Origin of the sequence: Arachidicoccus sp. BS20 (assembly GCF_001659705.1) — a bacterium.
Taxonomy (GTDB): Bacteria; Bacteroidota; Bacteroidia; order Chitinophagales; family Chitinophagaceae; genus Arachidicoccus.
Map to the genome: position 1 here is coordinate 458,785 of NZ_CP015971.1, position 26,218 is coordinate 485,002.

At 38.4% G+C, this 26,218-nt stretch carries 28 protein-coding genes and 1 pseudogene; 14 read left to right on the forward strand and 15 right to left on the reverse strand.

All coding sequences use genetic code 11. The annotated features are described in order from the left end of the window. Nucleotides 1-48: 48 nt before the first annotated feature. Nucleotides 49-660 (forward strand): T9SS type A sorting domain-containing protein, encoded by a 612-nt coding sequence (locus A9P82_RS02150; RefSeq protein WP_066203723.1) that lies wholly within the window; start codon nt 49-51, stop codon nt 658-660. A gap of 95 nt (nt 661-755) precedes the next feature. Here A9P82_RS02150 and A9P82_RS02155 read toward each other — a convergent pair whose 3' ends face one another. Together A9P82_RS02155 and A9P82_RS02160 are read right to left on the reverse strand one after the other, a co-directional pair. After that, a complete protein-coding gene (locus tag A9P82_RS02155) occupies nt 756-2,543 on the reverse strand; it encodes a cytochrome-c peroxidase (protein ID WP_066203726.1) in 1,788 nt (595 codons plus the stop codon). 72 nt (nt 2,544-2,615) lie between these two features. Then, complete coding sequence (locus A9P82_RS02160) at nt 2,616-3,980, reverse strand: alkaline phosphatase family protein (RefSeq protein WP_066209483.1); 1,365 nt, start codon at nt 3,978-3,980, stop codon at nt 2,616-2,618. Between the two features lie 173 nt (nt 3,981-4,153). Between A9P82_RS02160 and A9P82_RS02165 the strand changes: the two genes are divergently transcribed. Then, nucleotides 4,154-5,872, forward strand: a complete 1,719-nt coding sequence (locus A9P82_RS02165; protein ID WP_066203729.1) for a glycoside hydrolase family 3 protein — start codon at nt 4,154-4,156, stop codon at nt 5,870-5,872. 2 nt (nt 5,873-5,874) lie between these two features. Here A9P82_RS02165 and A9P82_RS02170 read toward each other — a convergent pair whose 3' ends face one another. Genes A9P82_RS02170 through A9P82_RS02180 form a run of 3 tightly spaced genes read right to left on the reverse strand, consistent with a single transcriptional unit; the run spans nt 5,875 to nt 8,107 of the window. Continuing rightward, nucleotides 5,875-6,336 (reverse strand): gliding motility lipoprotein GldH, encoded by a 462-nt coding sequence (locus A9P82_RS02170; protein WP_156522582.1) that lies wholly within the window; start codon nt 6,334-6,336, stop codon nt 5,875-5,877. A 9-nt stretch (nt 6,337-6,345) separates the two neighbouring features. Continuing rightward, nucleotides 6,346-7,200, reverse strand: a complete 855-nt coding sequence (locus A9P82_RS02175) for an endonuclease/exonuclease/phosphatase family protein (protein WP_082915172.1) — start codon at nt 7,198-7,200, stop codon at nt 6,346-6,348. 31 nt (nt 7,201-7,231) lie between these two features. Further along, nucleotides 7,232-8,107, reverse strand: coding sequence for a YicC/YloC family endoribonuclease (locus tag A9P82_RS02180; protein WP_066203734.1), 876 nt, complete (start codon nt 8,105-8,107; stop codon nt 7,232-7,234). 295 nt (nt 8,108-8,402) lie between these two features. On the opposite strand from A9P82_RS02180, the pseudogene A9P82_RS15820 reads away from it, so the two are divergent. The 3 genes and pseudogenes from A9P82_RS15820 (at nt 8,403) to A9P82_RS02195 (ending at nt 10,589) form a co-directional block, all read left to right on the forward strand. Then, a pseudogene (locus A9P82_RS15820) lies at nt 8,403-8,725 on the forward strand (GxxExxY protein). Between the two features lie 140 nt (nt 8,726-8,865). Then, complete coding sequence (locus A9P82_RS02190) at nt 8,866-9,846, forward strand: sensor histidine kinase (protein ID WP_066209487.1); 981 nt, start codon at nt 8,866-8,868, stop codon at nt 9,844-9,846. Nucleotides 9,847-9,875: 29 nt separating this feature from the next. Beyond that, nucleotides 9,876-10,589 carry a response regulator transcription factor gene (locus A9P82_RS02195; protein ID WP_066203738.1) on the forward strand — a complete coding sequence of 238 codons (714 nt, stop codon included), beginning with the start codon at nt 9,876-9,878 and terminating at the stop codon, nt 10,587-10,589. Between the two features lie 46 nt (nt 10,590-10,635). On the opposite strand, the gene A9P82_RS02200 is transcribed toward A9P82_RS02195, so the two are convergent. From A9P82_RS02200 to A9P82_RS02210, 3 genes are all read right to left on the reverse strand, one after another. Then, entirely contained in the window at nt 10,636-12,510 is a 1,875-nt protein-coding gene (locus tag A9P82_RS02200; RefSeq protein WP_066203742.1) for a BatD family protein, read from the reverse strand. A 94-nt stretch (nt 12,511-12,604) separates the two neighbouring features. Beyond that, nucleotides 12,605-13,327 (reverse strand): 2-phosphosulfolactate phosphatase, encoded by a 723-nt coding sequence (locus A9P82_RS02205; RefSeq protein ID WP_066203744.1) that lies wholly within the window; start codon nt 13,325-13,327, stop codon nt 12,605-12,607. Between the two features lie 53 nt (nt 13,328-13,380). Beyond that, on the reverse strand, nt 13,381-14,535 hold the full coding sequence (locus A9P82_RS02210; RefSeq protein ID WP_197492215.1) for a YdcF family protein: 1,155 nt from the start codon (nt 14,533-14,535) through the stop codon (nt 13,381-13,383). A 326-nt stretch (nt 14,536-14,861) separates the two neighbouring features. On the opposite strand from A9P82_RS02210, the gene A9P82_RS15755 reads away from it, so the two are divergent. The 3 genes from A9P82_RS15755 (at nt 14,862) to A9P82_RS02220 (ending at nt 18,173) form a co-directional block, all read left to right on the forward strand. Further along, nucleotides 14,862-15,110 carry an SDR family NAD(P)-dependent oxidoreductase gene (locus tag A9P82_RS15755; protein ID WP_255364022.1) on the forward strand — a complete coding sequence of 83 codons (249 nt, stop codon included), beginning with the start codon at nt 14,862-14,864 and terminating at the stop codon, nt 15,108-15,110. Between the two features lie 4 nt (nt 15,111-15,114). Continuing rightward, nucleotides 15,115-15,651, forward strand: coding sequence for an SDR family NAD(P)-dependent oxidoreductase (locus tag A9P82_RS02215; RefSeq protein ID WP_255364075.1), 537 nt, complete (start codon nt 15,115-15,117; stop codon nt 15,649-15,651). A 224-nt stretch (nt 15,652-15,875) separates the two neighbouring features. Further along, complete coding sequence (locus tag A9P82_RS02220; RefSeq protein WP_066209489.1) at nt 15,876-18,173, forward strand: TonB-dependent receptor; 2,298 nt, start codon at nt 15,876-15,878, stop codon at nt 18,171-18,173. Between the two features lie 120 nt (nt 18,174-18,293). On the opposite strand, the gene A9P82_RS02225 is transcribed toward A9P82_RS02220, so the two are convergent. Then, nucleotides 18,294-19,190 (reverse strand): LysR family transcriptional regulator, encoded by an 897-nt coding sequence (locus A9P82_RS02225; RefSeq protein WP_066203748.1) that lies wholly within the window; start codon nt 19,188-19,190, stop codon nt 18,294-18,296. A gap of 100 nt (nt 19,191-19,290) precedes the next feature. Between A9P82_RS02225 and A9P82_RS02230 the strand changes: the two genes are divergently transcribed. The 3 genes from A9P82_RS02230 (at nt 19,291) to A9P82_RS02240 (ending at nt 21,250) form a co-directional block, all read left to right on the forward strand. Continuing rightward, nucleotides 19,291-19,905, forward strand: a complete 615-nt coding sequence (locus A9P82_RS02230) for an NAD(P)H-dependent oxidoreductase (protein WP_066203750.1) — start codon at nt 19,291-19,293, stop codon at nt 19,903-19,905. Between the two features lie 64 nt (nt 19,906-19,969). Next, the gene (locus tag A9P82_RS02235; RefSeq protein WP_066203751.1) at nt 19,970-20,257 is read left to right on the forward strand and encodes a putative quinol monooxygenase; all 288 of its coding nucleotides are present in this window, start codon (nt 19,970-19,972) and stop codon (nt 20,255-20,257) included. A 9-nt stretch (nt 20,258-20,266) separates the two neighbouring features. Then, complete coding sequence (locus A9P82_RS02240) at nt 20,267-21,250, forward strand: aldo/keto reductase (protein WP_066203754.1); 984 nt, start codon at nt 20,267-20,269, stop codon at nt 21,248-21,250. A 160-nt stretch (nt 21,251-21,410) separates the two neighbouring features. Here the strand turns inward: A9P82_RS02240 and A9P82_RS02245 are convergent, their stop codons facing one another. The 6 genes from A9P82_RS02245 to A9P82_RS02270 are packed head-to-tail and all read right to left on the reverse strand — an operon-like array spanning nt 21,411 to nt 24,459. Then, nucleotides 21,411-21,905: an SRPBCC family protein gene (locus tag A9P82_RS02245; protein WP_066209491.1), complete on the reverse strand. Its 495-nt coding sequence runs from the start codon at nt 21,903-21,905 to the stop codon at nt 21,411-21,413. A 34-nt stretch (nt 21,906-21,939) separates the two neighbouring features. Further along, nucleotides 21,940-22,365 carry a DUF1801 domain-containing protein gene (locus tag A9P82_RS02250; RefSeq protein WP_066203758.1) on the reverse strand — a complete coding sequence of 142 codons (426 nt, stop codon included), beginning with the start codon at nt 22,363-22,365 and terminating at the stop codon, nt 21,940-21,942. A 22-nt stretch (nt 22,366-22,387) separates the two neighbouring features. Continuing rightward, nucleotides 22,388-23,266, reverse strand: coding sequence for an alpha/beta fold hydrolase (locus A9P82_RS02255; protein ID WP_082915174.1), 879 nt, complete (start codon nt 23,264-23,266; stop codon nt 22,388-22,390). Nucleotides 23,267-23,278: 12 nt separating this feature from the next. Then, nucleotides 23,279-23,665, reverse strand: a complete 387-nt coding sequence (locus tag A9P82_RS02260; RefSeq protein ID WP_066203760.1) for a DoxX family protein — start codon at nt 23,663-23,665, stop codon at nt 23,279-23,281. 6 nt (nt 23,666-23,671) lie between these two features. Further along, nucleotides 23,672-24,136 carry an SRPBCC family protein gene (locus A9P82_RS02265; RefSeq protein WP_066203763.1) on the reverse strand — a complete coding sequence of 155 codons (465 nt, stop codon included), beginning with the start codon at nt 24,134-24,136 and terminating at the stop codon, nt 23,672-23,674. Between the two features lie 5 nt (nt 24,137-24,141). Beyond that, nucleotides 24,142-24,459 (reverse strand): ArsR/SmtB family transcription factor, encoded by a 318-nt coding sequence (locus tag A9P82_RS02270; RefSeq protein WP_066203766.1) that lies wholly within the window; start codon nt 24,457-24,459, stop codon nt 24,142-24,144. 184 nt (nt 24,460-24,643) lie between these two features. On the opposite strand from A9P82_RS02270, the gene A9P82_RS15695 reads away from it, so the two are divergent. Genes A9P82_RS15695 through A9P82_RS02280 form a run of 3 tightly spaced genes read left to right on the forward strand, consistent with a single transcriptional unit; the run spans nt 24,644 to nt 26,217 of the window. Continuing rightward, the gene (locus A9P82_RS15695) at nt 24,644-25,018 is read left to right on the forward strand and encodes a hypothetical protein (protein ID WP_231891188.1); all 375 of its coding nucleotides are present in this window, start codon (nt 24,644-24,646) and stop codon (nt 25,016-25,018) included. Nucleotides 25,019-25,064: 46 nt separating this feature from the next. Further along, nucleotides 25,065-25,535 (forward strand): helix-turn-helix domain-containing protein, encoded by a 471-nt coding sequence (locus tag A9P82_RS15700; RefSeq protein ID WP_231891189.1) that lies wholly within the window; start codon nt 25,065-25,067, stop codon nt 25,533-25,535. 46 nt (nt 25,536-25,581) lie between these two features. Further along, nucleotides 25,582-26,217 (forward strand): putative polyvalent protein kinase domain-containing protein, encoded by a 636-nt coding sequence (locus A9P82_RS02280; protein ID WP_066203769.1) that lies wholly within the window; start codon nt 25,582-25,584, stop codon nt 26,215-26,217. Nucleotide 26,218: the final 1 nt, after the last annotated feature.

Below are 26,218 nucleotides of genomic sequence, written 5' to 3' on the forward strand. Positions count from 1 at the left end.
AAAAAGGCGTATTAAACAGTCTTTAAAACCTATTAAAACACACTTAAAATGAAACATTTGTCGGTATTATTCTTTTTGGCGTTTTCAACCATCAACACATCTTTTGCGGGTAGTAGTAATGGTATTCCGTCTGACATCATCAGCAGTTCTTCAGCTACGGTTCCCTTAACACTCACTTCTTTTTCCGGTTCATTGTCAAACGGAACAGTACAATTGCATTGGCAAACCGGTATTGAAGCCGGACTGTCTTATTTTGAAATAGAAAAAAGTACGGATAGTAAAAATTATAAAAAAATTGCTGAAATTTCATCCAAAAGCAAAAGTAACAGCGATTATATTTATTCGTTTATCCAGACTGACAGCGTGGAGTATTATCGTTTAAGTCTTGTAGGTTACGATGGTACCAGCACATACAGCAATATCATTCCTTTAATGCAAAAAACAGCGAAGCGATTTTATGTGTATCCAAATCCTGCAACCAACTATATCAATATCAATCTTGAAAATGCTTCTGTATTATACATTTATTCGGCGGGTGGAATACTCGTACAAACTGCAACTTTGCCCGAAGGCTTCAACCAAGTACAACTCGATAAGTTGAGCGCCGGCGTTTATTATGCGACTGTTGGTATGCAAAAAATTAAATTTGTAAAGCAATAAAGTTTTATAAATAAAATCATTTTTATTCAAAGCCGTTTCGATTTTTCGGGCGGCTTTTTATTGTGTCAAAACTTTAATAAATAATTCCGGATAATTTAATCGCTATCCAAACTTCCGATAAACGCAATCAAATCATTTTTTTCTTTTTGGGAGAGATTCAATTTGTCCGATGACAATGTTTGATTTTCCACATCAAAACCTAAACCTGCGCCGCCGCCTTTATCATAAAAATCGATGACTTGCTCCAATGTCGCAAACACGCCATTATGCATATAGGGTGCAGTACGTGCGGCATTGCGCACAGTTGATGTTTTAAAAGCGTACTTTAAAGCGTCCACATGAACAATGCTGTACTGTCCTAAATCCGTATCAATTGTATTGCCTGCCGAGGTTGCAGGAACGCCGATTACTTCTGCGTCAATCTTTACAAATCGCGGAGGAACCGTGCCGTTGAATAATGGTAGATAATGACACGTAGCGCACTTTGCTTTTCCCGTAAACAAATTAAATCCGTTGATTTCATCTTGGTTCAATGCAGATGAATTGCCGCGCATATATTTGTCAAAGCGGCTGTTAAGTGCTGCCAGGCTGCGCATATACGAAGCAATAGCATTCATTACTTCAAATGAATCGATGTCGTTTTTATGTTGCGGATATGCTGTTGCAAATAACACTTTATACTTTTTACTTTTGTTCAGTTTTTCTGTGGCCGTCCGCATTGAACCGTGCATTTCATTTTTATTTTCGACCACATCGCGTGCTTGTTCTTCGTGCGTAATAGCTCTTAAATCGTAAAACAAAGCAGGCTGAAACACACTGTTTAGCAGCGTTGGCGTATTTCGTGGCAGCGGTTTATTTGTTCCGATAATGGTATTTTTTACCAATCCGTCGGCAAATGCTTTATCCGGTTGATGACAAGATTGGCAACTTCTTGTTCCATCGCCTGAAAGATTTTTATCGGCAAACAATAATTTTCCCAGCGCTATTTTCTGCGGCGTAACAAAGGAAGACGGATTCGGCACATAAGCATTAATATCGAAAGCATCGGTATCGAAAAGCGTTTGCGCACTTTGCTTTAATAAACGATTATACAAAAGTGGATGAAGATGTAATTGCTTTTCCAAATGCGTTATTCCGATTGTAACCGAATCGGCATAAAGTCTGATAAATGCTGCACGGTTGAACGTATAGAAGTCTTTGTTTTGAAGAAGGCAATCGATAGCTGCATCAAATTTTTCGTCCAGTTTTCCGATATTATTTTTATTGAGATAACGACCAATAATATTTTTAATGCTTTGCAAAGCTGTTGCAGACTCCTGCATACTCTTCAATGTAAGCGGATTGTCAAAGCCCGTGATACCAAGCGTTTCAATGCGGAACACTTCTAATTTCGCAGCGTCGAATATTTGCCAGCCGGCAATATCAATATTTTTAAAATAGGTCTTGTAATCGTCGCATTGAAATTGTATTTGTTGCAGTTGATATATCAGCGAATCTTTCTTAGTAGCATCGTACTTCGGAAATAAAAATGATTCCATTACCTGCAAACCGCCGGGCGCTGTGACTGCGCCGTTTGGTTCGACTTCTTCCACCGGCGCACCGTTTACCAAACGGGAAGCAACGGGCGAAAAATACTCGGTTGCCCATTCTATTTTCTTATACTCGTTTCTTAATTGAAGAAAAGTTAGTTGCAATGTTTTTTCATCGGCATTGTTTTTCAAGTCATTCAAAAAATCATTTTTTACGAAAATAAAACTATCCACTTGCTTCGCCAATGCAGGTGCAATCAGTGTTTCGGGCGATTGTTCTTTTCTATTGCAAGAAAAAAACAGGTAGCCGGAAGCTCCAATAAAAATTATAATAATGACTAAAAACTTCTTCATTCAAATTCAAAATAACAAAAAGGAGCAACATAAAGCCGCTCCTCTTCTTCTAAAACTAAACGAAATATTCTCTTAAAAATTAAATGCGTTTGAAAAAGGATTGGCATTTTTATCTCTTTCCGCCAGCGGTGCAAGCCCCCATCTTTTTTCGATAAACGCAAGAATGCTTACTGTTTCATACTGTGTATGGTCAACAAAACCTTTTTTAGCAAACGGAGAAATGATGATTGCCGGAATGCGTGTTCCCGGTCCCCATTTATCGATTACAGGCGGCTTCACGTGGTCCCAAAAACCACCATGTTCATCATACGTTACAATGATTACGGCATCTTTGCCATTTGGTCCGTTCAGTACATCGTTAATTAATTCTACTGTATGATTTTCGCCGTCGCGCACATTGGAATATCCTGGATGCTCGTTATATTTTCCCAAAGGCTTCACAAACGAAACTGCAGGCAGTGTACCGTTTTTAGCGGCAGCTATAAAATCTTCTTCATCTTTCAGATGTTCTTTTTTACCTTCTGTTCCATCGGCATATTTTGCAAAGTATGCAAACGGTTGATGATGAAACTGGAAGCTTGGGTCGGGATGCCCTGCAAGCGCATTGTTCCAGCCGCCGGAATACCAGGCCCAGGAAATGCCTTTATCACTTAACCTGTCGCCAATGGTCGGGATGGTTTGATTGGGAACCAATGCTGCTGTATCAACTCCTTCGGGATGCGGATTGTTCACGGTATAGCTCGTGTTCACAACATGACCGTCGGGAGTTAGTTGTCCGTCCTGAATTAATTTCCCCGAAGAATCTAACACTGCCTTCATATAACTGGGCGCATTGGGAAAAACAGGCGCAGCACAGGAAATCAAAAACATATGGTTCAAAAACGAACCGCCAAATGCGCTATGAAAAAAACTGTCGCACAACACATAATCTTTGGCATATTTATATAATGGCAATAACTTGGTTTTGTAGTAACCCATCGAAAGCGCACCGGAGTTGCCAAAGACAGAATTATACAAAGCGTATTTATCCATTTTGCCGTCGTCAATTTCCATTTGTTCTTCGTAATAAGCGTGCAGTACATCAGGTGTTTCTAAATCGGCAGGCACATATTGGTCTATGTTGAAATAAGTATTAGGCAAATTTTTCGGGAAAGACATATAGCCCATCACAGGCGGCAAAGTGTCATAAGGTTTGCCCGTTGAATCGACTTGGGTTATCATTTCTTTACTTGCGTTGGACAAGCCGTTTGCACCCGGAAACTGCCCGAATAAATTATCAAAACTGTGGTTTTCCAGGTAGATAACCACCACGTGATTTACTTCATTGATGCTGTGCTTTTCTTTTTTACAGCCCCATAAACATCCGCTTAAAGTCAATACTGCAAAGGATTTCAGCGCAAACCATTTACTTTTTTCCTTATAAAAAAACTTACTCATAATGTCTTTAGATTTGTTCAAAACAATTCAATCAAAACGCAAAAGAAAATGTTCTGCACATAAACCTGCGATTCTCTATGTAATCATATTATTAATTTTTCCAGTTCAGTAAAAATGAATACCGTATTTATGATTTATCTTCAACCTCTCAAAATCATTTATCGTTTTACAAAATGAAAAAAATATTTTACTTATCCGCATTGGCGCTTCTCTCCTTTTCTGCAAATGGGCAGCATTTATTCAAACACTCATCCAAAGCCACGAAATGGGTGGACAGCGTGTATAATTCTTTGACGCCCGACCAGCGCATTGCGCAACTCATGGTCATTCGTGAAAGCAGCATGGATGCAAAAGGTCGTCCAATCATTTATGCAGATTCGATAAAAGAATACATTAAAAAATACAACATCGGCGGCATCTGTTTGTTCCAGGGGACTTCCGCAATACAAACGCAAAACATCAACGACTTTCAGCAGCTCGCGCAAACACCTTTATTCACGTGCATCGATGGGGAAACCGGACTTGGAATGCGCATGGAAGATGTGGGAAAAATCCCCGACCAACTGACTTTAGGCGCAATGCGTAACTCGGAAAAATTTGTTTATCAAATAGGAAAAACCATTGCCGAACAGTGCAGACGCACAGGCATCAACGTTGATTATGCACCGGTTGTGGACATTAATAACAATCCGAAAAATCCGGTAATCGGTTACCGTTCTTTCGGGCAGGATAAATATGTGGTGGCGAAATACGGAGTTGCCATAATGAAGGGGATGCAAGACAACGGCGTGATGGCTTGCGCCAAGCATTTTCCCGGTCATGGCGATGTGGATGTGGACTCGCATTTGGATTTGCCCGTGATTCACAAATCGCTTGAAAGCCTTGATACGCTTGAGTTGTATCCGTTTAAAAAAATGTTTAAAGCAGGTGTCGGAAGCGTAATGATTGCGCATCTTTCCATTCCGAAGATTGACAGCACGCCGCATTTGGCAAGCTCTTTGTCGCCGAAATTTGTTACCGATTTACTGAGAAAAAAAATAGGCTTCAAAGGCATTTCTTTTACCGATGCTTTAGGTATGAAAGGTGTCGCCAAGTTTTTTCCGCAAGGCGAAATTGCCGTAAAATCTTTGGAAGCAGGCAACGATATGCTTTGCCTTCCCGAAGATATTCCGGTAAGCATTCAGAAAATTGAAACAGCCATTAACGATGGAAAATTATCATGGAATGATTTGGAACAACGAATCAAAAAAGTGCTGTATGTAAAATATAATGTGGGATTATACAAAATACAAAACATAGATACAGCAGGTATTTCAGCCGATTTAAACAAAGATATAAAAAGCATCAGAGCAGAAGTAGCAAAGAAATCATTAACGGCAGTTGCATTGGAAAACAACCGCTTCACTCCTATCAATACGAAACAAAAAATCGCTTATGTTGCTATTGGTGTGAAAGACAGCAACGCTATTTCAAAAGATATGCAAGAATTGAATGCAAGTGTTTTCAAACTTTCATATAAGGCATCTGACAATGATGCAAAAGTACTGTTGAGTCAATTGAAAAACGGAAAATTCGACAAAGTAATTGTAGGCATTCACGATTTCAGTAAGCGACCCGCACATAATTTCAACATGAGCGAAGCCTCCATTAACTTGATGAATAAAATTGTTCAAAGTTATCCGTCTGCCGTTGCAGTTGTCTTCGGTAATCCTTATGCCATTGCAAATGTTTCTGATTATAAAAATATCATCGCTTGTTATGAAGATGATGATATTTTTCAACAAAATGCTTTTGATTTCTTAATGGGCAAAACGTATGCAAAAGGAAGGTTGCCGGTTTCTGTAAACACTGCAATGCCTTATGGCACGGGCATTTTGGTAAAAACGAAGTAAATTTATTCATTCACTTTTTCAACCCTTACACCTACATTTAAAATATTCTGCAAAGGATTTTCGGGCATCAATTGTTCCAGTACGAAACCATTGTTGCCCGCTTTTAATTTTTGTGGTTTGGTATTTAGTTTTACGCGGGTTTCAATAATATCGCCAAGCGTATCGCCGTACCAGTTTTTATTTTCGCCCAGCGGCAAATTTACTTTTGTAGTAATTGCGGTGTCTCCGGGCGAAATAAACGAATAATTCAGCAATAGGTTGTTATACCGAAAACCTTGTGTGTGGCGGATTACCGCGAAAATGTTGTAGAGAGAAGCGGTATCTGCAATCTCAATTTTAATCCACGGTTTGTATGCAGCGTTCCATGCATGCTTTGAAAAAGCAACTGTTTTTTCAGAAACAAAAGGTTGCTTACAAGCAAACATAGAAACACTCAAAGCCAAAAGAAAATATTTCTTCTTCACAAATAAAAATTAATTGAAATCTACAACAGAAAATACCGGACAATGGTCGGACGGATATTTCCCCATGTCATAAGTATCGCTTAAAACCGCCCAGCTTTTTACGGAAAATTCTTTGCTTACAAAAATGTGGTCAATCAATTCGCCATCGTTCACTTTTCCAAATCCGTTAAAACTGCCGCGCGGATAGTATGGTTCTTTGGCAGAAACATATGTATCTCTTATTCTGCCTGAGTTTGCAAGCAATTTATACCATTCGGAATTGTTGCCGCCGTTAAGGTCGCCGGTCATAATTACAGGTGCATTCCCTGCAATTGCAGGAATTTTTTGCAGCATCAGCTTACTGCTTTGGTTACGCGCATAATCTTTCTCATAATCATAATGCACATTAAACATAAAAAATATCTTTCCCGAAGATTTTACTTTCATTTCAACCCAGGTACACATTCTGTTACAACACGGTGCATCCCAGCTTTTTGATGGAACATTCGGCGTGGCGGACAGCCAAAAATCGCCGCTTTTCAGTACTTCAAATTTATCGGTTTTATAAAAAATCGCTTCGTGTTCGCCGGCTTCTTTTCCATCGTCTCTACCAATACCGTAATATGCAAAACCTTCTGGCAGTGCTGCTTTCAGCGTAATCAACTGATGTTGCAGAGCTTCCTGTACACCGAAAATATCAAAATCGTGATACTTAATCAAATCTGCAACGTGCGTACAACGGTCTGTCCATAAGTTGCCTGTATCATACGTATTTTCATTTCTTAGATTGTAAGTACCTACACGTAGTTCCTGTGCATGAATCTTAGTCAAGACAAGAAAAAAAGTTGCTACAAAAATTGCTTTGTAAAAGCTTGTCCGCTTCATGGTTTTATGGAGTTTATTTGAAAAATAGTTTTTATAACACGTTCAATATTTGTTCCTTCGCTTTTTCCAGCTCGTCTTTCATTTCTACCACGTAACGTTGTATGTCGATGTCATAAGCTTTTGAGCCTGTAGTGTTGATTTCGCGACCGATTTCCTGTAAAATAAAAGCAAGTTTTTTCCCTTTTGACACGCCTTTTTCTTTCAATATTTCTTTAAAATAATTGCAATGATTTTTCAGGCGTACCTGCTCTTCGCTGATATCTATTTTTTCAATGTAATAAATCAGTTCCTGTTCCAGACGATGCTCGTCATAATTTTCTTTGCCTACGTAATCGCTCAATAGCTTTACAAAATTTTCTTTGATTTTTACACGACGGTTTGGTTCAATTTCCGCAATCAGCGGTTGCAGTTTTTCTATGTTGTTGATGCGTTCCAGTAAATCTTTTTCCAGCACTTTCCCTTCGTTTTCGCGATGTAAATTCAACAGGCGCAATGCTTCTTTCAATACATCTCTGAAAGCATTAAAATCATTTTCACTCAGTACCTCAGTCGAATTAACCACCACATCGGGTAACTTTAATATAGCACTTAAAATATTATCCTTGCTTGCATTCAATTCCGTGGCAAGCGTTTCAAGCGTTGTATAAAAATATTTTGCAACGTCCGTGTTTATTGAAAGTGTTTTGGGTGCGCCGTTTTGCTTAATAGTAATTACACATTCAACACTTCCCCTTGTAAGTGCATCGGAAATATCGTTGCGAATGTCAAATTCGTAAGGCTTTAGCAAGGCAGGGATGTTCAGCCTTATATCGTATTGTTTTCCGTTTAAAGATTTTAGTTCAATTAAAAAAGTTTTGTCGCCAATTGTTCTTTCCGCGCGCCCGTAACCTGTCATCGAATGAAGCATAGATACTATTTTTCACAAACCTACTTAAAAATGGCCACAGATGCACGGATGATTTTTATTAAATATAGATGTTTGAAAAAGAAGCCACAGATGCACAGATTTTTATTTGGACTCTTTCAATAATCGATTAGAAATAAAATCTTGAAAAACACAAAATAGAAATGAGATGGAAATACAATAAAAAATCATCTGCACATCTGTGGCAATCTCTCAAAATTTTGTACCTATGTAATTAAAATATATTGACATGGATTTTCTTTTCAAAGACGAAACTTATAAGATTATAGGTCTCTGTATGGAAGTACATAATAATCTTGGCGTTGGTTTCTTGGAAATTGTATATAAAGATGCACTTGAACATGAGTTTCGGCAGGCAGAAATTTTGTATGAAAGAGAAAACAATATATTGTCAATTATAAAGGAATCGTTTTGCCGCATAAGTTTTACGCTGATTTTATAGTATTTGACAATATTATCTTGGAAATAAAATGTGCCGCTACAATAGCGGATGAACACATCGCGCAAGCCATCAATTATTTAAAAGTTTCTCAAAATAAGGTTGCGCTTATTGTGAATTTTGGTGAACAAAGATTGAATTATAAAAGAATAGTATTGTAAAACCAGCCGCAGATGCAGAGATAGTTTTAGTTTGTACTTTTGACTTGGCATTTAATCTTTATTCAATCAAAACTTGCCATATTATAATATATCCGCAATTTTCATCTGTGTATCTGTGGCAATCCTGTAAATTTCATCCTTTGGAAAAAATTAAAAAACATAAATTTTCTTTTCTCAGCATCGCCTATTGGTTCTTGTTGTTGTATATTGTATCGGCGTTGGTACTTTGGTATTTTGAGCTGGAAAAACAGAACAAACAAATGTATCTGTTCCGCTATGAGTTGCTGAAGAAAGATGACGTTTTGTACAACGAAAAACTCGACGCACTTAACGATGCAAAGCAGCGCAAAACGTGGCAATACGCCGGCGAAGGCATTACATTTCTGGTATTGATTCTTGTAGGCGCGGCGTATGTTTACCGCGTGATTCGAAGGCAAATAAAAACTGCCGACCAGCAACAGAATTTTATGATGGCAGTAACGCACGAATTGAAAACGCCTATTGCGATTTCGCGACTGAACCTGGAAACATTACAGAAAAGAAAACTGCAACCTGAACAGCAGCAAAAATTGCTCACAAATACGTTGTCCGAAACGCAAAGACTGAACGATTTAACTACAAATATTTTGATTACGGCGCAGCTCGAAGGCGGAAAGTATGCAATGGCGAAAGACGAAATTAACCTGAGCGAACTTGCGGAAAGTTGTCTGAGAAACTTTTCACTTCGTTACCACAATACAAAATTCATAAGTGATGTGGAAGAAAATATTTGGGTAAAAGGCGAACAACTTTTGCTTGAAATGTTAATTAATAATTTATTGGACAATGCGCTGAAATACTCGCCGTACGATGGTTCTGTCAGTATTCGTCTTTTTACAAAAACAAAAAATGCAGTGCTTGAAATTGCCGACGAAGGCATTGGCATTGACGATAACGATAAGAAAAAAGTGTTTGAAAAATTTTATCGCGTAGGCAACGAATCGGTGCGCAAAACAAAAGGCACAGGACTTGGATTGTTTTTGTGTAAGAAAATTGTCAAAGACCACAAAGGCAGCATCGATGTGTGCGATAATCAGCCAAATGGCAGTATTTTTACCGTAAAGATTCCTTTGTTGGAATAAGATTTTACTTTTAAACTTTTACATTATCAATGATAAACAATACCAATAATTCAGGCAGCATTTTACTTGTTGAAGATGAAGAAAATCTGCACGAAGCATTAAAGCTCAATCTCGAAATGGAAGGCTATTCCGTTACTTCCTCGTTTGACGGAAACAAAGCTTTACAAGCTGTGGAACAGGAATATTTCGATTTGATAATTATGGACATCATGCTGCCGGAGCTTGACGGCATCAGCGTTACAGAGCGCATACGCATTTTAAATATTGATACGCCTGTTTTGATTTTGAGTGCTAAAAATGCGACGTCTGACAAGGTTGCGGGCTTGAAAAAAGGTGCGGACGATTATCTTACGAAACCGTTCGATTTAGAAGAACTGATGTTGCGCGTAGAGAAATTAATTCTGAAAAACCGCAAGCTGCAAGTACGGGAAAACATAAGCGATGAATATACTTTTGGCGACAACCACATTCTCTTCAATGCGCAGGAAGCAACCACTTGGAACAAGCAAAAAATTGATTTAAGTAAAAAAGAAACCATGCTCTTAAAACTACTGATTGAAAATAAAAACGAAGTAGTAACACGCGAAAAAATATTGCAGGTTGTTTGGGGATACAATGTTTATCCTGCAACGCGCACGATTGATAATTTTATTCTGAACTTTCGTAAATATTTTGAACGCGACAGCCGTAGCCCGCAATATTTTCATTCTGTACGCGGCGTAGGTTATAAGTTTACAGAATAAAAGATTGAGAGATTTGCTTGAATAATCATGGAAATCTCTCAATCTTTTAAACCAAGGTTGCCTTCAATTTTTTCAGCACTTCATCATGCTCTGCTGAAGAAACCACTGGCATATACAACGCCTTGTTGCAGCGCGCAAATAAATCTTTTATTTCAGTTGTATTCTTCATTTCCGATTCGTCCAGCTTTTGCAACAGTTCATGTTCATTTGTCGAATCTGCATGTAATGAATCCTGTAAATGTTGAATCAGTAAGGCTTTTGCGAGCACAAAGAACTGATGATTATTTACTTCAAGTTCCAAGTCGAGTAACGACTCTTTCAGTTTTTCTTTTTTCTCCAAAGCAATTGCAGCTCTATCTTCTTCCGAAAGTGTAGGCGTTTCATCCAAAGGCATTTCCGCATTTTCCGTTACAATATTTTCTTCTTTGACAACCGCTTCGGGTATTTCTTTTTTATCCTTTAATTTTTGCTTATTGATTTTTCTTTCGCGCAGAAATAAATATAATAACACAATAATTGCCAAGCCTGCTACAATCCAGAGAGACTGCATATTTCCTTCGTTTTGGACAACAGGTTTCTCGGGATTGTCGTCAGTAGCAATCGGTGCGGAAAAAGCAATTTTAATACTGTCCGTTGCAACAGTTTCATAATCGTTTTTCTTTGTATCGAAGTAAGAAAATTTTATGGGCGGAATAACCGATACTCCTTTTGCATTGCCGATGAACGGTATGTCAAACGCGCGTGTAATGACCATCGGAAGCTGAGATTTATCTACACTTTGGCTGTCTTTTGCATCATAAGACTGTATGTTTTCGGGGAAAGAAATCTGCGGCAGCGTAACGCCGTCAAGTGTGCCAAGACCTTTTATCTGCAAATGAAGCGTATTGTTTTCCTGCGCGGGCAAGCTATTCTTATCGACTGTTGCCGTAATGGAGAATTGTCCTACCGCACCGCTAAAATCCGCAGGCTTATTCGCCGGCAAAGGCAATACGTGAATGGTAAGCGGTTTGCTTTTAACGACGGCTGAACCCAAATAAGCGCCCATAGGATTTGACACATCTGTATAATTGAACTGACAATTCACAATAGCCTGGTCCAAAGGCAAATTGCCTGTTTTCAAAGCAACCAATTGCGCTGTGCGCAGGCTTTGCGCACGATAAGTTTTACCGTTAATTTCAACGTTGTGCACACTTGGCGCCTGCTTTAAATCCGTCACGCTGAAACTGCCGAACGACGGAATGCGCGACGGCGTAATATTACACGGAACGGAAGTGCATATTTCGTAATCAACAGAAATAGGCTCGCCTACGTAGCAAGTAGTTTTGGAAGGAATAATGCGAATCAGTATTTTATCCTTTACAGCATCGTCCAGACTTTGCCCATTATGTACGACAACACCCGAAGTTGGTTGTTGGGGATAGTTATCATCGGCTCCCATATCGTTCATCATTTGCTGCATTTGCTGTTGCATCTGCTGCATGGCTGCGAACGGGGAATTTTGTGCACCGGCGGAAGAATTATTATTGTTGTTCTGTAAATGTGCCTTGTCCGAAACATTGACGATTACTGCATTACAGCTTAATTGTTTCCCGTTTACACTCACTGTAATTCCCGGAACCGTAAGCGTGCCGGAATGTTTAGGCATCAACTCAAAAGTATAGTTGTAGCTGGAAGATACTTTTCCGTTGATGATATTTGTTTCAGACGATTCGTTTGTCCCGACTGCATTCCAGTCTTTAAAATCGGGCGACGGCTGCGATGCGGAATTAACGCCACTGAAAGAATAAGTCGCCTCCAGCACATCCCGCGAACCGATAGTTTTAGCAGAAACGGAAAGCGACAGCGTTTGTGCATGAAGCGCAATTGCCAACAAAATAAAAAGTGCAGTAAGACCGGTTGCAAATATTTTTCTTTTATTCATCCGAAAACAAAAAATTCAGGTTAAGAATATTTTCAGGTGCGTAAAGTTTGGGAAACGTTTTGAAATTGTTTGTTAATAAATTTTACGCAAAATCTTAAATTGTCAAAGCGCCGGAATCTTTGTTGTATAACGGCAATATATTGGCAACATTTTCTGTAACGCAATATTCCAAATCTTTTTCCAAGCCGTACGCTGCAAGCCTGTGCCAATGCGTCGTTTGGCGAATAAATTGTTTCATGTCTTGTTGATGAAGCGCGTACATATTTTGCGCCATCAGGCTGCTGTCGCAATGAACGGTAAAATAATTTTTTACGTGATGAACTACAGCGCCGGCAAACAAGGTATCTTCCAGGTTAAACCTGTCTTTCCAGCCGGAACAACCGAGAATTACATTTTTATTTTCAGATAATATAAAATCGCATACCGCACCAAGATTCGGAAATGAGCCTGTAATTACAGTTTCAGCGCCTTGCTGCAACGACATATTCAACAATTTAGTTCCGTTGGTTGTCGTAATTACCAGTGTTTTATCTTTGATTATTTCAGGAGAATATTCTGCCGGCGAATTGCCGTATTGCAAGCCCTCAATCACTTTTCCATCGCGCTCGCCCGCCGTAAGCGCATTTAATTTTTTTCCTAAATCAATTGCTAACTGAACATCGGCAACAGGATAAACTTTGGTTGCGCCATTATATAATGCTGTTGCAATAGTGGATGTAGCACGAAATACATCAATGATAACAACAACGCTGTCGCGCAAATCGTATAAATCCAGTAAACGCGGAGATAAAACAGTGTGTAAAGCAGGTTTATTCATGCCGCGAAAATAAATAACTTTTACACATCATTTGGATTTCATCAGATCCATCTTTACGGGTCAAGCGGTTCTTTACTGTTTATTTGCATAGAAGATGCGGCAGGCAGATAGCTTGCTTCGCATTTCGATAAACGTTGCATTTCCGTAAACGGAACAAAACCGATGTCCCGATGAAAAATTTTAATAAACTGTTCTCCGGTAATATAATCAATGTGCGATTTACTGCTTACGCCAAGCACAAGTTTGTTCAAAGGAAAATGATGTTCTATTAAGATGCGGTTGGCATTGCGAATATTGGTCGTGGTGTGCCGCGCATAAGGCTCGATGATGACTGCGTTTGATGGAATACCACATTTGTTTACCATATAATTCCGCATTTCAATTGCTTCACAATGATGCGTCATAAACGGATGTGCAAAGCCGCCGCTCACAATAAGAAACGGTGCCAGCCCTTTTTTGAAAAGCGCAACAGCGCTATCGCAACGCATTTGATTTTCTTTGCTGAAAGAAATGGTTTCTTTTCCCGGTCCCGAGCCGAAAACCAAAATAGAGGAATATTGATATCGATTCCAATCGACGGATTTTACTTTTTTAAATGCCGGAATATTGATGGAAGGAACAGGCTCAAATCTGCCCGCTTCGTTTCTGCCGTTGAGTTGAAGTATTGCCAAATCTATGTCCGGCAAAGGTTTGAAGAAAAATCTGTTTAATTTCTTTTTCTTCGGAAACGAAATTTCATTCTCAACAAAAGCTTTTATGGTATCGAAATACCCTTTGCTTTGTGAGTAATATTTCGCAGAATCAATTGTAGGATAAATCAAATCTTTGTGCAGCAAATAAGCATTGACAATATGATTCATACCTTCCGCTTCTTCGTTCCAAGCGCGAATCAGCAACAAGGAATCCGATAACGAATTGCTTAGTTCATACCGATGTGAAGCGCGTATATTATTGTGAACAAATGATTGAATATTTTTTGACTGATGATACAATTTTCCCAACGCATTATCAATCGCAACATTCTCCGAATCGCTGACTTGTAAAGCGTTTGCGAGGCATTGCATATCGTTGCAATTGTTCAAAGCATTGTTCAGGTTTGAAATTTTTTGTTGGTATAAATTGTCCAATATTTTATCCTTGCCCAACTCTTTTTTTATCTTCGATGACTTTTCCATTTCGTACAACAAATAAAAAATTCTTTTTTCCAAAACACTTGATTTTATGGAGTAATCAAAGGTTTCGTACTGTTTTTCAAAATCAGTTTGTGAGAATGATTTGAAAGAAAACAAACAAGCGATGAAAAAGATAAGAAAGTTTTTTGTGCGCATATTTATACGAATGATTAGAATACAAAAATACTTGTGAAAAGACAGTTTTGAAAATAACTTTTTGTAAAGGCATTCTACTTGGTATTTGCGCTTCGCACAATATTATATGCAATATAAATTTACTTTTTGCCAAATGGCAAATGATTTCATTTTTTATAGAAGCAATTTTGCATTGTTCATTTAATTTTTAATCAAAAGAAACAGCAATGAAAACAGCATTCATTACAGGAGCCAATAAAGGAATCGGCTTTGAAGTTGCAAAGCAATTATTACAAAAAGACTTCTATGTATATCTCGGAAGCAGAAGTCTGGAAAACGGTTTACAAGCCGTTGAACAATTAAAAGCCGAAGGATTGAACAATGTCGAAGCCATAGAAATTGACGTTACTAACGACGAATCGGTAAAAGCTGCGCGCGCCGAAATCGGTAAAAGCTGCGCGCGCCGAAATCGGTAAAAAGATAGACGTTTTAGACGTACTAATCAACAATGCAGGAATTACGGGCGTGCAGCTTGACAGTAACGGTAAGCCGATTCCGCAAACCGCAGCAGGCACAAGTATCGACGTTTTTAAAACTGTGTACGAAACCAATGTTTACGGCGTCGTTCGCGTTACGCAATCGTTTCTAGACTTGCTGAAAAAATCGGAAGAGCCGAGAATTGTAATGGTAAGTTCGAGCCAAGGTTCCATCACTTTACACAGCGACCCGACATACAAATATTATCATTACAAAGGTGTGGTTTATCTTTCGTCAAAATCGGCGCTGAATATGTACACCGTAAATTTGGCTTATGAATTGAAGGACACAAATTTCAAAATCAACGCAGTAAGTCCGGGTTTTACCAAAACAGATTTGAATCATAATCGCGGAACAGGTACAGTAGAAGATGCCGGAAAACGCATCGTAAAATATGCCTTGATTGGTAACGACGGACCGACGGGTAAATTCTTTTGTGAAGAAATCAATCCCGAAGGAACGGGCGAAATTCCCTGGTAAGCAAATTATGCAGCTATACAAAGCCGAAGCATTTGCTTCGGCTTTTTTATTTCGGAGGAGGATTGAAAAATATTTCTACTTTTTAGAAAATATTTTCTATTTTAGTGGCACGTTTTTAAAATTCTTGTGAAACCTGAATAAAGATGATTCAGAATCTGAATGGAATTTTTTATTTCAATAGTAACACGATTTTTATTTTTTTGCGAACCTTAAAAATAAATTTTATGCGTGCCCCCAAAATTTACACATTACTTGTAGCCTCAATGCTTGTAACAGCACAGGTTTCAGCGCAACAGATTATTAAAGGAACGGTTATTGACAAAGAAACTAAAGTGCCATTGGAGCAGGCAACTGTTACCGACAATACAAGCGGAATGGCTGTGCAAACAGATGCCAGAGGAAAATTTATTTTAAAAGCACCTTCAAAACAACCAATAGTTATTACGGTCGCTTATGTAGGTTATGTTCAGGTTTTCGACACTATTACAGAAGAACAATCTGTATTGATTGAACTGTCCAAAAGTGGCGTGCAATTAAGAGATATAACCATTACTGCAAGTAAAAGCCCTTTATATTCCACACAAATATTAAGCACATTGGACTTAAATGCGCATCCAGCAAAAACGGCGCAGGATTTGCTCCGGTTGGTTCCGGGTTTATTTGTGGCGCAGCATCAGGGCGGCGGAAAAGCCGAAGGGCTTGCACTGCGCGGCTTTGATGCAGACCACGGAACAGACCTTGGTATTTTTGTTGATGGCATGCCGGTAAATTTGCCTGCACATGCGCACGGACAAGGTTATGCCGATTTGCATTTTCTCATTCCCGAACTTGTAGGAAGTTACGAATGGGGCAAAGGCACTTACTATTCCAACAAAGGCGATTATACAACGGCGGGTTTTGTTAGCTATAACACGAAAGATTTTTTAGACCAAAGTTTTGTGAAAGTTGAAGGCGGAAGATTTACAACAGGAAGGTTATCTGCTGCTATTAATCTTTTAGACAGTAAGGCGCGGGAAAAAGGACAATCATTGTACGTTGCAGGCGAAGCCGTTTATACCAACGGTGGACCTTTTACCAATGTTCCCGAACATTTTAAACGCTATAATTTCTTCGGAAAATTTATTACACCGTTGGGCGAAAAAAATACATTAACGGTTGAAACTTCTACCTTGTGGTCAAAATGGAATTCTGCAGGAGAAATACCGGAAAGAGCTGTAGATTCGGGATATGTTGACAGTCGTTGGGGCGCTTTTGATACGCATCAAACGGGCTTCACTACACGCACAAACGCTATTGTAAAACTGAAATCAGATTTGGGCAGCAATCTTATTTGGAACAACGAAGCGTTTTATTCCAATTATCATCTCAATCTTTTTACAAATTTTACAGCAAACTATTTTTATCCTGCCGATGGCGATGAGTTCCGCCAGTTTGAAAACAGAAATTTATTTGGTTATCATTCCACGCTTTCGCAAACAAATTATGCGGGTAGCACAAGCTTCAACACTAATTACGGCGTAGGTTTCAGAACAGATTTAATGAATCCGCTTGGATTAGACCACACGAAAGACGGTGCATTTTTAGAGAATATAGAAAGAGGCATCGCGCATGAAACAAATTTGTACGGCTTTGTTGATGAAAACATACGCAATGGAAACTGGTTGTTTAACGTAGGCTTGCGGTACGATTATTTTAATTTTTATTATCTCAATCAATCCACAAGCTCCATAGCCACAGGTATTTTCGGCGGTTTAGACCCGCACGCTCACGCAGGAACAGTGTCGCCTAAAATCAATATTGAATATACGTTTAATCCTGCATTTCAACTGTATCTCAAAACGGGTAAAGGATTTCATTCCAATGACGTACGTGTAGTGATTGCTCAGCAGGGAAAAGAAATTTTACCGTCGGCTTACGGAACGGATTTGGGCTTTAACTGGAAACCTACTTCAAGGTTGTTTATCAATACAGCTTTGTGGTATTTGTTCTTAAAATCCGAATTTACTTATGGCTCGGACTTGATAGACCAACCCGGCGGACCGATGGAAGCAAGCGGCAGAACAGTAAGATATGGCATCGATTTTTCGGGACGTTATCAGGTGCTCGACTGGCTGTATGCCGGATTAAATCTCAACTATGCGCATCCGCGCAGCATCGACGACCCGAAAGGCGAAAATTATATTCCGCTTGCGCCTACATTTACGAGTACGGGCGAACTGGATTTTAAATTTAAAAACGGATTGAACGGTGGCATCAGCTATCGTTATATGCACGACCGTGCCGGCAACGAGGATTACAGCCTTACTTGTCAGGGTTATTTCGTTACAGACCTTGCCGTGAATTATACAAAGAAAAGATACGAAATAGGATTGTCGGTAGAAAATCTTTTCAATGTAAAATGGGATGAAATACAACGTGAATATGAATCGCAATTCAAAGGAGAAGCACATCCCGTAGATGAAATGAGTTACATTCCCGGCGTTCCGTTTTTTCCGAAGTTGAAGTTTACATTGTTCTTTTAGTGTGTGAAAAAAGGCATAAAGGAGATGCATAGTATTTCACTAAGATTGCTTTTATGTTACCGGCCATACAAATTGAATGCATCGGGGGCTGTAAGATGATAGTCCTATGTATTTTATTTTTCATTGCATTACTTTCCTGAACAAGCTTTTTAACAGTGCTATTTCATTGGTATAAGTTGTATTCTTCCTGTTGGCAAAGTATAGGGTGTTTTTAAGTCGTTTATGTCCTTTCCAAACGAGCTTTACTAATCCTTCCTCAATCTCTTTGTTACACAAAAAATCCGGTATCACAGCCATTCCTTTGCCACTACACAAACATCTTATAATAGAGTTCAGATTAGGTACGATATAATTGGGGCGAAAGTCGGGTGTATGACCAAAGTTGAGCTGCCAAAACCGGAATAAATGTTCCATATCTCCCGTAGTGCCATACCATTTCTCCTGCTTCAGCCATTGTTCAGCTTCTGCATATTTTTTTTGTTTTACCAATTTTTGAAACGATTTATCATCCAATTCATTTCCGGCAACCACCACAATGGTTTCAGAAGAAAATGCCTGATGTTCGATATTGTTGGAACTGCCTTTGTGGGGCGTGATAATCAAATCCAAGATGCCTTTATCAAGGTTATCGAGCATCTCATGATAATCGCCAAAGCGGATGATAACATTGAAGGGAAGTGTGGAAATATATTGTTCTAGGGTTATCTGGAATGTTTCAAAGCACATGCCTATGCTGATTGTTGGCGTATGTTTTTCTGTACTTCGCTGGAAATTATTTTCTGCTTCTTCAAGAAAAGTGAGGCTTTCGGCAATAGCGTTATATAATATTTTGCCCCTTTCTGTTGGTACTATTTTTCTGCCGGTACGCTCAAAAAGTTTATACCCTACATAATTTTCCAAAGAGCTTAAATGCAGGCTCACGCCCGGTTGTGATATAAACAGAGCTTCTGCCGCACCGGTAAGCGTTCCTGTATGATAAATAGCTTTAAAAGTGCGGTACCATTCGAGATTAACCATAATTAAGTATTATTATTATAATACAAAGGTATAATTCATATTATTTCTGTGATAATAATATCCAAACTAATTTTGCCTCTCCATTTAATAAAAGGAAAAAATGAAAAAGATATTTATTATCAATGCGGGGCAGAATTTTGGTCATTCAGGTGGCAGATTCAACAATACCATAACAGATGAAACCCTTGCATTTTTGAGCAATTGGGAAAATGTAGTAATCAAACAGACCATTATTTCCAATGGGTACAATCCTGAGGAAGAAGTACAAAAATTTGTTTGGGCTGATGTGGTAATCTACCATACCCCGATATGGTGGTTTCAATTGCCGCACGGCTTTAAAAAATACATTGATGAGGTGTTTACGGCGGGGCACAAAAAAGGGATTTACCATAGTGATGGTCGTTCGGCAGACAATCCAAAAATAGGCTATGGAACCGGCGGAATGCTTCATGGACGGTCTTATATGCTTACTACAAGTTGGAACGCGCCGCAGACAGCATTTAGCTTGCCGGGCGAATTTTTTAACCTACATAGTGTGGATGAAGGACCATTATTCGGTTTTCATCGCATGAATGCTTTCACAGGGATGCAATCATTAAAGAGTTTTCACTTCCATGATGTAGAGAAGAACGCCAATATTCCCCGTGATATGAAAGCTTATCGCCATCACTTGGAAGAAGTATTTGAAACAGTATTAAAAGATATAGTGGTATGAAATGACGATAAAAAATTTTATGCAAAATTCTATCTGACAATTAAAAACAACAGAAAACATACAGATGAAAATATATTTAACTGCCATTATTAAAGCAAAAGAAGCATATCGGGAGGAGGTATATGCTGTTCTCAAGAATATGGTAAAGCAAACCCTCAAAGAAGAAGCCTGTGAATTGTACGCATTGCATCAAGGTATTGACGACAAAAACTTATTCACTTTCTATGAAGTATGGAAAAATAAAGAAGGTCTAGATATTCATAACGGGAAACCATACATCAATGATTTTAGCAAGTTAATCGATGAAAAATTACAAGAACAACCAACAATTTTATTGACAACATTAATTTAAAATACAGAAATGGAATACAGAAAATTAGGGAATACAGATTTAACATTATCGGTAATCACATACGGCGCTTTTGCTATCGGCGGTAATATGTGGGGCGGTAATGAGAAGAAAAATTCAATTGCCTCTGTTCAGGCTTCAATAGACAATGGAGTAACCAGCATTGATACCGCGCCTTTCTATGGATTTGGCTTGAGCGAAGAAATGATTGGCGAAGCTATCAAAGGGTATGACCGTAGCAAGATACAGTTATTAACAAAGTTCGGATTAGTTTGGGACGGCAGTAATGAAGGAAAGGGCGATTTTTTCTTTAATGCGGAAGATAATGGCAAAGTAATGCCCGTTTTTAAATATGCTTCAAAACAAAACGTGATTAAGGAGGTAGAAGAAAGTTTAAAACGATTAAATACCGATTATATTGATTTGCTTCAAATTCATTGGGCTGATGCTACTACATCTATTTCCGAAACTATGGAAGCATTAGAATTGCTGATACAGCAAGGTAAAATCCGTGCGGCAGGTGTGAGTAATTACGGTGTAGCACAAGTTGAAGAAGCCCGTCAAACGCTGTTTATCGCAAGCAACCAAGTTTCGTACAGTATGCTAAACCGTACGATTGAAAAAGATTTAGTGCCTTACGGTTTAGCCAACCATTTGGGCATTATTGCTTACAGCCCTATGGAAAGAGGATTGCTTACAGGCAAATATTTCAAGGGTGGCGCGTTGAAAGAAAACGACCACAGGCACGGTTATTTCCAACAATTTGAGTTAAATAAGGTACAGGCATTTTTAGAAACCATCATGCCTATTGCAGTCGAAAAAAGAGTTTCGCTTGCTCAATTAGTTTTGCGTTGGACAAGTTTACAGAAGGGAATTACTGTGGTATTGGCGGGTGCAAGAAATGCTGAACAAGCGATTTCCAATGCCAATGCAATAAACATTCATTTATCCGACAGTGAAATGGAATTTATTAATCAAGAGCTATCAAAAATATAATAAAACAAGCACTGTTTCACAAAGTGTGCTAATGACCATCAATGTATGATTAAATCCTCAATGGAAAAATTTGGAAATACACAAAAAAGCAGCAATCCTTTACCACAGCATCGTCTGTGGTAAAGTTTATTTTAAGATTATTGTTCGCGCTCTTTTAGATTCATTTTCCTACTTCAAAATACACATCCAGATTTTTCAATGCCATTGTAAAGCCCTCTTTGAAGCCCATTTCAATCATCTTCTCCATACGTTCAAGAGATTCATTATAAATAGAAACAAACACTGTTGTAATGCCGCTTTGTTGGCTGAAATTTAAATCCCAATCAGAACCCGGCAATACAGGATTTTCATCCTTGTCTGCAAAAGCATTCAACATTTTGAAATTGGTTTTCGGGCTAATCGAAGTATATTCCTGAATACCCCAATGCTCCTGACCTTCAGGACTTACCATTGCGTAGAACCTTCGTCCGCCCACTTTGAAATCCATATACTTGGTGCGCGATGTAAAGGGCTTTGGCGCCCACCACTGGTCAATGATTTCTGGTTTTGTAAAAGCATCCCAAACCAAATCACGCGGTGCATCAAATTCACGTTGAATGTTAATCGTGTTGTTTTCTCTGTTTACGATAAAATCGAATAATAAATTGCTGTTCATTTCGCTAAGTTTTATTGTGATAAATATTGAGTTATCATATTGTCTGCCCAACACCATCTTTTATAGCTGCTGCAAGCACATCAAGGTTTATATCGTTCAGTGTTTTAAATTTAATGCAATACCCTGTAACGCTTGCTTTGCCAAGCTTTTCCTTGTATGTTTTTGCCAAATAGGCTTTATCCTTTATACCCATGATATAAACCGAAATGCCCGTTGTATTGGCACTAATGCCAATTTGGTAAAAATCTTTGCTTGTTCCGTCAGCGTATTTTATGGCGTATGAACCATAGCCGATATTGGGATTGGTAACAATTTTACCTTGAGCGTCTTTGCCATCCAAAAACCATAATTTACTATTCGGCAAAATTTGAAGTATGCGCTCGTGTAACGCTTGCATTTCGCTGCGTTTTGGTTCGGGCAGGCTCGCGATATACTGTTTGATTTGCTCTTGTGTGTTCATTTTTCTTTAACTAAGCGTACACTTATTTTAAAAAGCCATTCAATAAATCCAAAATTGTTTTTGTCTGCATCATCAGGCTCACATGCCCTTGTGCGGGAATAATGGCTAATTGCGACTTTGGCATTGGCGCTAAATCAGCAGCAATACCACCACCTAATAATTGATAAGTCTTCATTAATTCAACTTTATCTAAGCCATCATTGTCGCCCGAAATAAGTAATACAGGCGATTTGATTTTTGCAATATTAGAATCTCCCACATTGAATGGTACATCTGCAAAAGCAATCATTTGCTCTACAAATTTATGCCACTTGCTTGTATCGGGTGCTACCGCATCGTACGCAGTTTTTAAAGGTGTGTTATCAAAAAATTCCGGTTTAAAATTTTTAAATGCACCATTTACAACAGGCAGCCAGCCACTGCTTTTATAAGTGGAAGAAATGATTACTAATTTCCTTAACCGCTTTGGATAATTTACGGCAAATTGATAAGCCACAGAGCCGCCCATGCTATATCCTGCAACATCTGCACTGTCAATTTTTAAGTAATCCATTACTCCTTTCACATCACTTGCCAATGTATCAATGTCTAATTTTCTGTCTGAATACGGCGAATGTCCATGCCCTTGCATTTCAATGGCAATCACTTTTCTTGTTTTTGACAATTCGGGAATTAATTGTCCCCAATTCATCTCAATAGTATAAAAAGCCCCATGAAGCAGAATGATTGGTCTGCCTTCGCCATATACTTCGTAATAAACTTTGATGCCATTAACAGGCGCGTATCCGCTAACTGAAGATTTGATTTGTTGTGCGCTTAATTGCGATGTTGTAAACATAACAATTGCAATGAGCATTATTGGTTTAAGAGGATTGAGCGATTTGAATAAATTGTTGTTCATTTTATTTTTATTTTACTGTAAAACAATTTTTCTGCTCGCAGGTCTTAAATACCACGATATTATTGTGAGCATTAAAAGAAATAACGATGGAAATATTGCATCAATGGAATCGCCCGATGCAATATGCGAAAATATCGCTCCCGACATGATAAAGAAAAAACCTGCGTAAGCCCATTCTTTTACTAAAGGAAATTTAGGAACAAGCACAGCTATCGTTCCCAAAATTTTCCAGATGCCCAATATTACCAGAAGATAAATCGGATAACCTAAATGTGTAACCATTTCAGCGCCGCCTTGTCCTGCTTGCATTTTAAACAACTGTCCTATTCCTGTTGCTGTCATTCCCAACGCAAGCCAAACAGTGGCAATCCAATAAATGATTTTATTTCTCTTTGACATAGCGTGTTATTTTAATTTGCTTACAGCTTCCTGCAATCTGTCGTGCGCCATATTAATGCCTTGTGCAAAAGGCATTTTCAGCACTTCATCTCTTTGTGCAGCCGATTCATAAATGGTGTGAATATTCAGTTTGCTTGTGCCATCGGTTAATCTTTCAAATTCGTAAACTTCCAACTGAACACCAAAAGGCGTGTTGTCCATTTCAAATGTGCGCGTGATTTTTTTGTTGGAAATAAATTCATGAATCGTTCCGTTTGCACTAAACACAACATTGCCGTTATATGTTGTTTCCAACCGGTAACTACCATGCTTTTTACTTTCCAGTTTCAACACTTTTGTTCCCATCCACTGTTCCAGCAATCCGGCTTCCGTGTAGGCTTTAAAAACCAATTCCACAGGCAAATCAAATTCCCGTGTTATTAATAAATCCTGTTTGCCTTCTTCGGCATTCACTTTTGTTTTGAGTTCCATATAGCTTATTTTTTGTTTTGCATTTTTTTCATAACAGCTTCCAGTTGGTCAAAACGGTCTTCCCACATTTTGCGGAACTGGTTCAGCCATTTATCAATCTCTTTCATTTTTTTTACTTCAAGCTGATAATAAATTTCCCTGCCTTTCTGTTCCTGCTTTACCAATTCACACTCCGTCAAAATGCGTAAATGCTTTGACACCGCCTGCCTTGTAGTGTGAAAATTTTCTGCAATAGCATTCGGCGTCATCGCTTGCACGGCAATCAATGCAATGATTGCTCGTCTTGTAGGGTCGGCTATTGCCTGAAAAATATCTCTTCTCATCTTTTTTATGAAACCTTTCGGTTGCAAATATAAGCGCAACTTTTTGGTTGCACAAAATTTATTTTTAATTTTTTTGTTGTTACATAGAGTCTCACGAAGAAATTACATGGAGTTACTCAGAGAAAACCTTTATGAAACTTTGTATAATAATTCAATCAACATTTGATTTTCGTAACTTTGAAAAATGGATAAGACGCAAACGCTTGAAGAATTTTATAAAGCAAAACTCAATTGGGTTCCCGATAACATCCGAAAAGAAATCGGTCACTTCAATGTTTTTCGTTTGGACGATTTTGTCGGTCGTCATTCAAAACCCATTCCATACAGCCGAAAAGATTATTTTAAAATCAGCCTCATTATTGGGAAAAACAAGGTGCATTATGCCGATAAAATTATCGAGATAAAGAAGCAGGCGTTGTTTTTTGCCAATCCGCAAATACCATACAATTGGGAAAAGCTGAACGACCAACAAACAGGATTTTTCTGCGTGTTCACGCCTGCGTTTTTTCATCATTTCGGCAACCTGAAAGATTACGAAGTTTTTCACGCCTGTTTTTGAATTGACCAACGAGCAGCTTAAAAAAGTAAAGCAAATCTTCACCAAAATGCAGGAAGAAATTGACTCTTCCTATATTCATAAATACGATGCGCTGCGCAATCTGGTGTTTGAAATTTTGCATTATACTTTAAAAATGCAGCCATCCATCAATACCGAAAAACAACAAACCAACGCTTCGTACAGAACCGCCATTTTGTTTTTAGAATTATTGGAACGGCAATTCCCTATCGAAGATGTTAGGCAAAGATTGAGTTTCCGTTCGCCGTCAGATTTTGCTCATCAGCTTTCTATTCACGTTAATCATCTCAACCGCGCTGTCAAAGAAACTACCGAGAAAACTACTTCCGAAATTATTGCCGAGCGTGTGTTGCAGGAAGCTAAAATTCTGCTGAAGCATACCGAATGGAATGTTTCCGAAATCGCTTTTGCGCTGGGTTTTACGGAAGTTACACACTTCAATAATTTCTTTAAGAAGCATACGAATATTAATCCGATGACTTTCAGGAAAGGCGAGTGATATGTTTGGTACGACAAAATAATTGTATTTTTGAACCACACTTTCAATGAAGAAAATCAAAGATGAATTACAAAATATCATTTTCGGAAATGGAGAAGATGGCAGTCAAAGCCAACTCAAAGCCGCGCAAAATTTCCTTAGAAGAAATGCGCAAACAGGCTTCGGAACTGAAAAACAAAAGCATCTCAAAAGTGAAGAAGAAATCGGCTTAATTGCTTTTGCACACAAAGAAGACCTGTTCTATACAGACAACATTTCTGAAAACGATTTTATCAGCTCCGGTGCGGAACAACGTGTTTACCGCTACAACGACAACTCCGTTATAAAATTAAACGATAGTATTTTCTACGAATACTGGCTGGACTATTTCAACAGTTTACTTATTCATAATTACTTCTTTCAATCCACTGCTTATACATTCTTAGGATTTACAATTAAAGACAATAATTTGTTTGCCGTTGTGAAACAAGATTTCATTATTGCAAATGAAAACACCCATCTTGATTCCGTAAAACAGTTTTTAGCCTACAACGGGTTTCGCAATACGCGCAACAACGATTATTTCAATAACGAATTAGGATTGATATTTGAAGATTTGCATGATGAGAATGTACTTTCCAAAAATGGAATCCTCTATTTTATTGATACTGTTTTTTATCTCACAAAAGAATTTTATCCTTAAA